Origin of the sequence: Rhodococcus sp. MH15 (genome assembly GCF_019266045.1) — a bacterium.
GTDB lineage: Bacteria > Actinomycetota > Actinomycetes > Mycobacteriales > Mycobacteriaceae > Rhodococcus_F > Rhodococcus_F qingshengii.
In genome coordinates this window covers 470-13,340 of the sequence record NZ_LPNP01000088.1, presented here as the reverse complement: position 1 = coordinate 13,340, position 12,871 = coordinate 470, and the positions used below count along the sequence as shown (strand labels likewise).

2 protein-coding genes and 1 pseudogene are annotated in these 12,871 nt (G+C 60.2%); all 3 read left to right on the top strand.

The window, feature by feature from the left end; all coding sequences use genetic code 11:
- Positions 1–185: 185 nt before the first annotated feature.
- Positions 186–755 (top strand): annotated as a pseudogene (locus tag ATN37_RS32875) (condensation domain-containing protein); the annotation flags it as partial.
- Between the two features lie 111 nt (positions 756–866).
- Positions 867–4,796 carry an amino acid adenylation domain-containing protein gene (locus ATN37_RS32165; RefSeq protein WP_256933613.1) on the top strand — a complete coding sequence of 1,310 codons (3,930 nt, stop codon included), beginning with the start codon at positions 867–869 and terminating at the stop codon, positions 4,794–4,796.
- 273 nt (positions 4,797–5,069) lie between these two features.
- A partial coding sequence (locus ATN37_RS32160) for a non-ribosomal peptide synthetase (RefSeq protein ID WP_218696107.1) occupies positions 5,070–12,871 on the top strand: 7,802 nt, incomplete at its 3' end.

The window sequence follows — 12,871 nt, the reverse complement described above, 5'->3', positions numbered from 1 at the left end:
GAAGATGATCCGTCGTCGTTGATTTCGCGTCAGATCGGGTTCTGGGAGTCGGCGTTGGCGGGGTTGCCGGATCAGTTGGATTTGCCGGCTGATCGTCCGCGGCCGGCGGTGGCGTCCAATCGTGGCGCCAAACACGCTTTCGTTATCGACGCGCCAGAGCATCATTCTTTGAAAAAAATTGCCGTGAGTCGAATTCGTCCTTGTTCATGGTGGTGCATGCGGCGTTGGCGGTGTTGTTGTCGCGGTTGTCGGGGACGTCTGATATTGCGATCGGTACTCCGGTGGCGGGTCGTGGTGAGCAGGTTCTCGATGATTTGATCGGGATGTTCGTCAATACGTTGGTGTTGCGGACCGAGGTGGATTCTTCGGAGTCGTTCTCGGGGTTGTTGGGTCGGGTTCGTGAGGGCGATCTGGGTGCGTTTGCGCACGTAGATCTGCCGTTCGAGCGGTTGGTGGAGGTGCTCAATCCGGCGCGGTCGCAGGCGCGTAATCCGTTGTTCCAGGTGATGCTGTCGTTCCAGAACATGGAGCAGTCGGTGCTTCGACTTGGCGATCTGACAGTTGCGGGAATCGACGCCAACACGGTGGCGGCCAAGTTCGATCTGCAGCTGACCATGGTCGAGCAGTTCGACGAGGCGGGTGCCCCGGCGGGGATGGCGGCGCAGTTCACGTACGCGACGGATCTGTTCGACGAGTCGACGGTGGCAGGCTTTGCCTGCAGGTTCGGGCGCATCCTTGCTGAGATCACTGTTGATCCGTCAGTTCGGTTGGGTGATATCGACGTACTTACCGCTGCTGAGCGCAGCAACCTTCTCAGCTGGTCCGCTGGTGGGCGCACAGCGTTGGCAGGCGCGTCCTTGACTGCGATGTTCGAAGAACAGGTTGGGCGGACGCCTGATTCTCTTGCCGTCGAGTGCGATGGCGAGGCGCTGACCTATGGGCAGCTCGACGCCTACGCAAACGTGGTGGCCGAGCGATTGACGGCGGCCGGCGTCGGTCCGGATGACGTCGTCGCGTTGATCGTGCCGAGGTCGGTCGAGTGGGTCGTAGGTATGTTGGCGGCGTGGAAGGCGGGTGCTGCGTACGGGCCGATCGATCCGTCGTACCCACAGGATCGGATCGAAGCGATAATCGCCGACACCGGTGCCCGATGCGCGGTGAGTACGACGACTCTCGATCTGGCGGTGGACGTGATCGTCCTCGACAGCATCATGCGCGATTCGCCGATGGTGGAGAGGCCGACGGATCGATGGCGTGAACTCGGTGCGGGGGACCGCCTGGGGTATGTCATTTCGACATCCGGTTCGACGGGTCGTCCGAAGCCGACGTTGGTGCCGATGGCCGGCATCGAGAACACGGTGGCCTGGTACCGCAGCGAGTTGCCCGAAACTGGTGGTCTATTGATCGCGTCGTCACCGAGTTTCGACTTGACGCAGAAGAACGTCTGGGCAGCGTTGAGCAGCGGTCGGAGCGTAGTGCTTGCCTCGGACGGTTTCGATCCGGATGCGATCGTTGCTCGCGTCGGGCACGGTGACGTTGCAGTGGCGAACATGTCGCCGAGCGCGTTCGAAGCCGTGGTGGATTCCGACGAGGAGTCTGCTTTGAGCGTTCTCGATGTTGTGTTCCTTGGAGGCGAGTCGATCCGGCTTAATCGTCTTGGCAGTTTGTTGTCAGGCGGAGTACGCGTGGTGAACAGTTACGGCCCGACGGAAGCGTCGGACGTGGTCTCGTTCCACGCGGTGACTGCGCATGACACCGTCAGCGTTCCGATCGGTGCACCGGTGCCGAACATGGATCTGTTCGTTCTGGATCGGTCGTTGGGTATGGTGCCGCCGGGCGTGATCGGCGAGTTGTATGTCGGTGGTGTCGGTGTCGGTCGCGGATACGGAAACCGAGCGGCGTTGACGGCGGAGCGTTTCGTCGCCAACCCCTTTGCGGGCGGGGAAAGGGGCGCCTCAGATGGCGGCAGCAGGTTGTATCGAACCGGCGACCTCGTCAGGTGGAACGGTCGGGGCGAGCTCGAGTACATCGGCCGATCGGATTTCCAGGTCAAACTGCGGGGGCAGCGTATCGAACTCGGCGAGATCGAATCTGCTCTGATCTCGCACGAGGCGGTTTCAGATGCGGTGGTCGTCCTGCACAGCGATGCGACGTTCGGCGACAGCCTGGTCGGGTATGTCGTGGGAACTGCAGTAGATGCGTCGGAAGTTCTGGAGTCTGCCCGGGCCGTGCTTCCGACGTACATGGTGCCCTCGAAGGTTCTTGTCCTCGACGAGCTTCCACTCAATGCGTCGGGCAAATTGGATCGAAAGGCTCTCCCGTCACCGGTATTCGAGGCAGCAGAGTTTCGGGCGCCGGTCACAGCGGTGCAGGAAATTGTTGCGTCGGTGTTCGGAGATGTGTTGGGCACGGAGCGGGTCGGTCTGGATGACGATTTCTTTGCACTGGGTGGTAATTCGTTGATCGCTACCAGGTTGGCAGCAAGATTGGGGCAGGCACTCGATGCGCAGGTCCCGGTGCGCGTGCTGTTCGAGAACTCGACAGTGGAAGGTTTGGCTGTAGTAGTCCAAAAGACCGCAGGTTCCGGTGCGAGGATGGAGTTGGAGGCGCGGGAACGTCCAGAACGTCTTCCTCTGTCCTTGGCCCAGCAGCGAATGTGGTTGGTAAACCAGATGGATCCCGGTTCTGCGGCATACAACATTCCGTTGGCTCTGCGATTGACAGGGAACTTGGATGTCGCGGCTTTGCGCCAGGCTCTTCACGACGTTTTGGTTCGACATGAGTCGCTCCGGACCAGCTACCCGAGTGACATCGAAGGGCCGGTTCAGAAAATCGTCGCGATCGACGAACTCCTTTCGCCTCTCGAAACGATTCAGGTGGACGACGAGGCCGCGGCGTTCAATCGCGTCGTGGAGTTGGTGACGACCGGATTCGACGTAGCTCAGGAGGTACCTGTACGCACTGGGTTGCTCGAGTTGGGCCCGGCAGACTTCATATTCGTCTTGGTCGCTCATCACATCGCCGCTGACGGTGAATCGATGGGACCTCTTGCCCGAGACATGATGGTCGCCTACGAGGCTCGCGTGCGCGGCACCGCGCCGTCGTGGACGCCGTTGACTGTTCAGTACGCGGACTTCGCGATCTGGCAGCGCGAAGTACTCGGTAGCGCTGGCGAGGTCGGCTCACAGGCTGCACGGCAACTCGACTTCTGGCGCCGGACGTTGGACGGTGTGTCGTCGACGCCCGGATTGCCTTCCGACCGTCAGCGACCCGCGCAGATGTCTGCACGTGCCGGTGTCTCGGAGTTCTCCGTCAACGCGGAGACGGCGGCGCGGCTCAACGAGATTGCGCGCGAACACAACGCCACATTGTTCATGGTTGTGCACGCTGCGCTTGCAGTACTCATCGCACGGTTGAGTGGAAGCCGAGATTTCGCGATCGGAACGGTAGTGGCCGGGCGAGGTGAGCAGCAACTGGACGACATAGTCGGAATGTTCGTCAACACGCTTGCACTCAGGACCGCTCCGGATCTCGGAGCGGGATTCGGCGACTTGGTCTCGCTCGTCCGAAACGTCGATCTCGAGGCATTTGCGAACGGAGACATCCCGTTCGAGGAAGTAACCGGCGCCTTGTCGGCGTCAGCGAGCGAGCTCTTCCAGGTTGCACTGTCGGTCGAACCGATGGCAGGAGCCTCGTTCAGTCTGCCGGATTTGAAGATCACGGCTGTCGAGGGTGTGGAGGCGACTGCGAAGTTCGACCTCCAACTCAATCTCAGTTCAGATCCGGTAACGGGAGGGTTGCTCGGCCATTTGGTTTTCGCTGCGGACCTTTTCGACCAAGCAACCGCCGACGCACATGTCGAGCGCTTCGTCCGCGTTCTAGATCGGGTCTCCTCGGATCCTTCACGTCCGATTGGTGACATCGAACTGCTCACCGACTCCGAACGAGCAGAAGTCCTCGGCTCCGTGGACACAACGCCGCCCCCGGCCGTTGGCGCTCCGACGGGCCGACTCGTGCCACAGCGATTGGCAAATTCCGTAGAGGCTGATCCTGATGCTGTCGCAGTCGTGTGCGATGAGGAGGAAATGACTTACCACGAGGTCGATGCACGATCATCTCGCCTCGCTCGCCACCTGATCAATCTTGGGATCGGTCCGGGCGACACGGTGGGGATCACAGGATTGCGTGGCATCGAACTGGTGGTGGCGGCCTGGGCGCTGTCCAAAGCCGGCGCGGCAGCTCTGGTAGGAGCTACAGGAGCAGCACGTGGGACAGAAACGGCTCCGAGTGTGGCCTTGGCGTTGATTTCGGGTGAGGCCGAATCTGACGTACCGCTGGACACGAGCCTCGACTTGGACCAGCCAGATGTTATCGAGTTGGTGGCGTCGTACTCGAGTCGTTCCGTGAACTACACGGACCGGCTTCGTCCGCTGAGCGCGGACGACATCGCGGTCGTGGTTGCCGGTTCGCACCCTGGCCAGATCACCCATGGAGAGCTCGCAGCGAAGTTGGACGCGATGTCGCAGAAGCACGATGTCGACTATGAATCGCGTTTGATGTACTTCGGTCCCGAGGAAGACGAAACATCGATTCTGACTATTCTGCTTGGCGGAGCGGTCGGTGGCGTCGTACTGCTGTACTCGGAAGCGGCGAAGGACGCAGAGGTACAGGAGCTACTTGCAGAGGAGTGGGTTTCGCACGCGGTTGGTCCGACAGACGTCTTCACAGGTGTTGTCGAAGGAGCTTTGCCAGATCTACGCCTGGCGTGTGATCCCGCGACGTGGACTCTGAGCTGACGCCGCCGTTCACGAAGTTGATGGACTCCCATATCCCGAACAGTCCGATGATGTCCACTCCGCGACAGCTGTAACAATGGTTCGGTGTGTCCGATCAACTATTGGGGCTTTACCGGGACGTCGAACGCGATTTGCCCAGGTCAAGGGTAGAACCTCGGAAGTGATCGGATTCCTGCGAATACTGATCGAACTGCAGTACCAAAGCGAAGGTGAAATTGTCTTGACGCAGCACGTGTTCCTCCAGCATGCCGTTCGAGTGCAGGTCGTGACCGCATGAGCTCCGATGGTGTGACGCCAGGGACTTCGGTAGCTCGCAAGGCACGTCGAGAGCGTCCGGCACGCGGCCGTCGTGCCAGCACCTCGTTGCTTCCGCAACTGCTGGCGGCGGCCGTCGAGCTGGGGCCCGAGCGGGAGGCGTTGCGGTTCGAAGGACGTTCGCTGTCATACGCAGAGTTGGACGAGCAATCGTCTCGTTTGGCGAGATTGTTGATCGCCGGCGGCATGGGGCCAGAGGATCGGGTTGCAATTTCGATACCGCGGTCCATCGAGTCCGTTCTGGCACTGTGGGCAGTCGCCAAGTCCGGCGCCGCCTTCGTCCCGGTGGATCCGAACTATCCAGCCGATCGCGTGGCCTACATGATCAGCGATTCTGGAGTTTCGGTCGGGTTGACCACTAAGGGTGCACGCGCCGGGTTAACCGACTCGGTCGGGTGGATCTCGATCGATGCTTCGGACACTGTCGAGTCGTTGGCCGCTGTCTCCGGCGCGCCAGTGACGTATGACGAGCGGGTAAGGACACTGCGTGAGCAGCACGCCGCGTACGTCATCTACACATCCGGCTCCACAGGGCGACCCAAGGGTGTTGTTGTTTCGCATTCGGGGCTAGCCGTCCTGCAGCGAGAGCAAATTCGCATGCTGTCGCTCGACGGCAATTCGCGGGTTTTGCACTTCACGACTCCAAGCTTCGACGTATCGATCTTCGAACTACTCGAGACGATCGGGGCTGGCGCCGTCATGGTGATTGCCCCATCGAGCATCTACGGTGGGCCCGAGCTAGCCGAGCTGATCAAGACAGAGCGAGTGACGCATGTCGGCGCTACTCCTTCGGTGCTCGCATCGGTGGATCCATCTGGACTCGACGATGTTGCTGTCGTCGTGGTCGCGGGTGAAGCGTGTCCGCCCGAGTTGGTCGCGAAGTGGGCGCCCGGACGCCACTTTGTCAACGCGTACGGCCCGACCGAGATGACGATCGTCACGAACATGACGGAACTCGGCGCGGGTGATCCCGTCACGATCGGTGGTCCGATTCGTGGTGCAGCGTCTTTGGTATTGGATGCCCGCTTGCAGCCTGTACCGACGGGGACTACGGGTGAGCTCTATCTTGCAGGGCCGCAGGTTGCGCGCGGATACCACAATTTGGCAGGTATGACGGCCGATCGATTCATCGCGAATCCCTTTGGGGCACAGGGTGAACGAATGTACCGTACGGGGGACGTGGTGCGGTGGACGGAAAGTGCTGCCGGCGATCGTAGCGTCGAATACGTCGGACGGTCCGATTCCCAGGTCAAGATCCGTGGCTTCCGCATCGAGTTGACTGAAATCGACGCGGTCATCGCACTCGACGAACGGGTCGAGTTCGTGACAACGCTCGGGCGAGTGTTGCCCAGCGGTGAAACGGCTCTCATCTCTTATGTGCTTCCTGCAGTTGGAGCCGTGCTGTCCGGGGATGACGTCCTGGCTGTGGTCAAGACGGATCTTCCCCGTCACATGATTCCGGCGGCTGTCGTTGTCATCGACGAGATTCCCTTGACGCCAGTAGGAAAGCTGGATTCAGCAGCACTTCCTGATCCCGTATTCGAGGCCCGAGAGTTTGTAGCGCCATCCTCCGATGGTGAGGTCGTGGTCGCGCGCATATTCGAAGAACTCTTGGGGGTGGACCGAGTCGGCGCTGACGACGACTTCTTCGAACTCGGCGGCAACTCGTTGATTGCTGCGAAATTGGCCGGGCGTCTCAGTGCGGCTTTCGATGTGCGGGTTCAGGTCAAAACGCTCTTCGAGTACTCGACAGTCTCCGGTCTTGCATCTGTTTTGTCAGATTCAGCGGGGCGTGTGCGAATTGCCTTGGCCCCTCGCTCTCGTCCGGAGCGGATACCTCTTTCCCTTGCACAGTCGCGGATGTGGTTCTTGTCGAGATTCGACTCTGTGTCTGGTGTGAACAACATTCCGATCGTGTTGCGGTTGTCCGGTGCCGTCGATGTTTCGGCACTGTCCGCAGCGCTGTCGGATGTTGTTGCGCGGCACGAGGTGTTGCGGACCGTCTATCCGGAATTCGAGGGCATCGGGTTCCAACAAGTACTTCCGGTGGACGAATTCGTGGAAACTGTATTGCCCGAAACTGTCGACGCGGCCGACTTGCTCGGTGTGCTGACGCCAGTGGTGGCAGAGGGGTTCGATGTCACGGTCGAGGTGCCATTACGGGTTCGATTGTTCCAGACGGGTTCGTCGGAGTTTGTGTTGGCGTTGGTGATTCACCATATCGCTGCTGACGGTGTGTCGATGGGTCCGTTGGTGCGTGATGTGTCGATGGCGTATGTGGCGCGTGCGGGTGGACAGGTTCCGGGGTGGGCGCCGTTGGCGGTGCAGTATGCGGATTACGCGTTGTGGCAGCGTGAGGTGTTGGGGTCCGAGGGTGATCCGTCGTCGTTGATGTCTGAGCAGTTGGGGTATTGGACGTCGGTGTTGGCGGGGTTGCCGGAGCGGATCGAGCTGCCGGCGGATCGCCCGCGGCCGTTGGTGGCATCCAATCAGGGTGCGAGTTACCAGTTTTCGATAGACGCGCGGTTACATCGAGCGCTCGAGCAGTTGGCGCTTGATCGTAATGTGTCGTTGTTCATGGTGGTGCATGCGGCGTTGGCGGTGTTGTTGGCGCGGCTGAGCGGTAGTGACGACGTTGTGGTGGGCTCTCCGATCGCAGGGCGGGGTGAGCCGGAGCTGGACGATCTGATTGGTATGTTCGTCAATACGTTGGTGTTGCGGACCGAGGTGGATTCTTCGGAGTCTTTCTCGGCGTTATTGGGTCGGGTTCGTGAGGTCGATCTCGGGGCGTTCGGCAACGAGGACGTGCCGTTCGAGCGTTTGGTGGAAGTGCTTGATCCGGCGCGGTCGCAGGCCCATCATCCGTTGTTCCAGGTTGCGTTGTTCTTTCAGAACATGGCGCAGGATGTCGTGGAGTTGCCGGGACTGTCGATTGCCGGTTTCGACGCCGGTGTCGAGATCGCGAAGTTCGATCTGCAGTTGACGGTGACGCCGTTGGAGGAGGACGGCGTCGGTGTGGGGATGCCGATGTCGTTGACGTATGCGACGGATCTGTTCGACGCGTCGACAGTTGTTTCGTTTGCGGAGCGGTTGGTGCGTGTTCTGGAAGCAATGGTGGCGGAGCCTGATTCGGTTGTCGGGGATGTGGAGTTGCTCGGTGAGGGCGAGCGTTCGCAGGTGCTGGTGGCGGTCAATGACACTGTTCACGAGTTGACTGTTGGTGCTTTGTTGCTCGACGGGTTTGTTGCGCAGGTGGCGGCGACGCCGGATGCGGTGGCGGTGGTGTTCGAGGGGCAGTCTCTGACGTATGCGGAGTTCGGGTCTCGGGTGAACCGTCTTGCACGGTATCTGATTTCGGTGGGCGTGGGGCCGGAGTCGTTGGTGGCGTTGGCGATGCGCCGGTCGGTTGACCTTGTGGTTGGTATGTATGCAGTGGTTGCTGCGGGTGGGGCGTATGTGCCGTTGGATCCGGATCATCCGGTCGAGCGCAATGGTCATATTCTCGAGACCGCGGCACCGGTCTGTGTGTTGTCCACTGCTGGTGACGGTGTGGTGTTGCCGAGTAAATTCGATGTGGTGTTGATAGACGAGCTGGACGTGTCCGGATTCTCGGATGCGCCTGTTTCTGATGTGGATCGTGTTGCGCCGTTGCGTGTTTCGAATGCTGCGTATGTGATTTTCACGTCGGGGTCGACGGGGAAGCCGAAGGGTGTGGCGGTTTCGCATGCGGCGATCGTCAATCAGATGGCGTGGATGCAGGGGCAGTATGTTCTGACCGGGTCGGATGTGTATCTGCAGAAGACTGCGACGACGTTCGACGTGTCTTTGTGGGGGTTCTTCCTGCCGTTGGCGGTGGGTGCTCGGTTGGTGGTGGCCACTCATGACGGTCATCGGGATCCGGGGTATTTGGCGTCGGTGATCGCTGATCAGCGCGTGACGGTGACGGACTTCGTGCCGACGATGCTGTCGGTGTTCGCGGGGGAAGTCTCTGCCAGCCAGTTGGATTCGCTACGTGATGTGTTCGTCATCGGTGAGGCGTTGCCGGCGCAGACGGTGCGCGATTTCGGTGTTGTTTCAAGCGCGCGGGTTCACAACTTGTATGGTCCGACCGAGGCCGCGGTGTCGATCACGTTCGCGGATGTGACGGATGCTGTCCACGGTGGTGTGGCTTCTATTGGTGTGCCGCAGTGGAATTCGCAGGTTTTCGTCTTGGATTCGCGATTGCGTCCGGTGCCGGCGGGTGTTGCGGGAGAGTTGTATCTTGCGGGTGATCAGTTGGCTCGTGGGTATGTTTCTCGTCCGGATTTGTCGGCGGATCGCTTCGTCGCGAATCCGTTCACTCATGGCAGTGTCGGCGATCGGATGTACCGCACGGGGGACTTGGTGCGGTGGGGCTGGTCGGGGGAGCTCGAGTACATCGGGCGCACTGATTTCCAGGTGAAGTTCCGGGGTCAGCGGATCGAGTTGGGGGAGATCGAGTCGGCCCTGGTGGCCGATGTGTCGGTGTCGGTGTCGTCGGTGGCGGTGGTGTCGACCAAGACCGGTGATCAGTTGGTGGGGTATGTGGTGCCGACGTCGGGAGCGGTGGTTGATGTTGCGGCGCTTGTGGATTCGTTGGGGTCGGTGTTGCCGTCGTATATGGTGCCGTCGCAGATCATGGTGTTGGATGCGTTCCCGCTGAATGCTTCGGGGAAGTTGGATCGGAAGCTGTTGCCGAAGCCGGTGTTCGAGGCTGCGGCGTTCCGGGCTCCGGTGACTCCGGTGGAGGAGTCGGTTGCCTCGGTTTTCGCCGAGGTGTTGGGTGTGGATCGGGTCGGGCTTGATGATGATTTCTTTGCTTTGGGTGGCAATTCGCTGATTGCGACTCGGATGGTTGCCCGACTTGGGCAGGCGCTCGATACGCAGGTTCCGGTACGGGTGCTGTTCGAGGTGTCCTCGGTCGAGCGCGTGGCTGCCCGGGTTCAGACCAAGATCGGTTCGGGTGCTCGGGCGGCGTTGACTGCTCGGGTGCGTCCGGAGCGGGTGCCGTTGTCCCTTGCACAGCAACGGATGTGGTTTCTGAACCAACTCGACCCAGAGTCGCCGGTCTACAATGTCCCTCTCGCGATCCGGCTTTCAGGGAAGCTGGACGTGGCGGGGCTGAAAGCTGCTGTTTCCGATGTCCTGGCACGGCACGAGTCGCTCAGAACGTTGTACCCAAGCGATCCAGATGGACCAATGCAGGTAATTGTTCCACCCGAAGAGGTCGTGCTGGACTTGAGTCCAGTCGAGGTCGACGCCGAGTCTGTAATGCTGCGCGTAGCAGAGGTTGTCGGACAGGGATTCGACGTCGGTGCTGAGGTCCCCGTTCGAGCGAAACTGTTCAGCCTTGGCTCTGGCGACTACGTGTTGGTTGTCGTGATCCACCACGTTGCCGGAGACGGTTCCTCAGTCGGGCCACTCGGGCGCGATGTCATGGTCGCGTATGAGGCCCGATCTCGGGGGGTGGTTCCGGGGTGGGCACCTCTCGGAGTGCAGTACGCGGACTATGCGTTGTGGCAACGCGAGATGTTGGGCTCAGATGGTGACCCGGACTCGATCGCGTCGAAGCAAATTGCGTATTGGCGAACTCAGTTGGCTGACGTCCCCCCCGTTTTGAATCTCCCCTTGGATCGTGCAAGGCCCGCGATTCAGTCGTTACGCGGAGCGACAGTCAATTTCACGATCGATGCACGCCTTCATTCAGACTTGTCGAGGCTTGCAGAGGGTCACAACGTCACTGTCTTTATGGTCATTCACGCGGCTGTGGCTGTTTTGATGTCCAGACTGAGCAGTTCCACGGACGTGGTGCTTGGTACTCCTGTCGCAGGACGCGGGGAGGCCGAACTCGACGATCTGATTGGTATGTTCGTCAACACGCTGGTCTTACGCACGAACGTCGAAGCGTCGGAGGGATTCGGTTCGTTCCTGGAGCAGGTGCGTGAAATCGATCTATCGGCGTTTGCCAATGCGGATGTGCCGTTCGAGTGGTTGGTGGATGAGATCGACCCCGTGCGTTCTACTGCGCACTCACCGCTGTTCCAGGTTTTGTTGGTGTTCCAGAACTTTGCGCAAACGCAGTTCGTGTTGCCAGAACTCACGATTTCCGGGATCGAAGCGGACTCGGGAACGGCGAAATACGACCTTCAGATCACTCTGTCCGAGGTCATCAGCGAGTCTGGAGAACCCTCAGGGATACACGGGTCGTTCAACTACGCAACCGACCTGTTCGACGAATCAACGGTGCTGGAATTCGTCGATCGTCTGTTGCGAATTCTGAGCACAGTGTCCGCAACTCCGGACGTACTGGTGGGTGATATTCCCGTACTCTCACAGAGCGAGAGTGAACAGGTACTGGCACAAGCTGTTTCGGCCGGATCTTTGTGCTCGGACAATGCGACGCTGGTCTCGTTGTTCGACGAGCAGGTTGCGCGGACGCCTAACTCTGTCGCGTTGGCCATGGACGCAATTGAACTTACGTATGCGGAGTTCGATGCCAAGGTCAATCAACTCGCGCGTCACCTCATTTCCGAAGGAGTCGGACCTGAGCAGTTGGTCGGTGTGGCGATGCGTCGGAGCATTGACCTCGTGGTTGCGATCTACGCCGTTCTGAAGGCTGGGGGCGCCTACGTTCCTATCGATCCAGATCATCCAGCAGAACGCACCGAGTACGTCGTAGAGGCGGCGGATCCGGTACTGATTCTGACTACCGCTCGCGATCAGTTCGCGTCGACGGGTCGACGGATGGTGACTGTCGAGGCTCTGAACTTGGACGGGTTCCCATCTCGCCGGATTGCCGACTCTGAACGCAATTCGCCTTTGCGATCGCAAAACACGGCGTATCTGATCTTCACTTCAGGTTCGACAGGTCGACCCAAGGGCGTTGCCATTACACACAGCGCAACGGTGAACCAGTTGGTGTGGGCTCAGGCGACCTACAGGCTTGATTGCTCGGATGTGGTACTGCACAAAACGCCGATCACCTTCGACATTTCGGTCTGGGAATTGTTCTGGACTCTCCAAACTGGCGCGAAACTGGTCATCGCGGTTCCCGATGGACACCGGGACGCAGATTATCTTGCGAAAACCATCGCTCAAGAGCGGGTCACGACGGTGCATTTCGTTCCGTCGATGTTGAGCGCATTCATGTCCGCGGTGCCCGCGCCGCTGCCGGAATCGGTGCGTCGAGTCTTTGTCGCAGGAGAGGCGTTGAGCGCCGACACCGTACGCCGATTCAGCGGGTACGCCTCGGCGAGCCTGCACAACTGGTACGGGCCTGCCGAGGTCGAGGTGGTAACAGCTTGGGAGGCGACTCCTGAGGCGGTGGTCGTCCCGATCGGTACGCCCGTCGCTAACGCGTCCACTGTTGTGCTTGACGGCCGGTTGGCGCCAGTGCCGGTGGGTGTGGCCGGTGAACTGTATTTGGGTGGACCGCAGGTGGCTCGTGCATATCACGGTGAGCCTGCTATGACGGCGCTGCGATTTGTCGCCGATCCATTCGGATCAGCCGGCGCCAGGTTGTACCGCACCGGAGATTTGGTTCGATGGACCAAATCGGGGGAGCTGGAGTACATCGGCCGTAGTGATTTCCAGGTGAAGTTGCGTGGTCAGCGGATCGAACTGGGTGAGATCGAATCAGCCCTGCTCACGCATGAGAACGTAAACGACGCCGTCGTCGTGATGCACTCTGACTCCAAGTCGGGTGACAGCTTGGTTGGGTATGTGGTGCCGGCGTCGGGTGC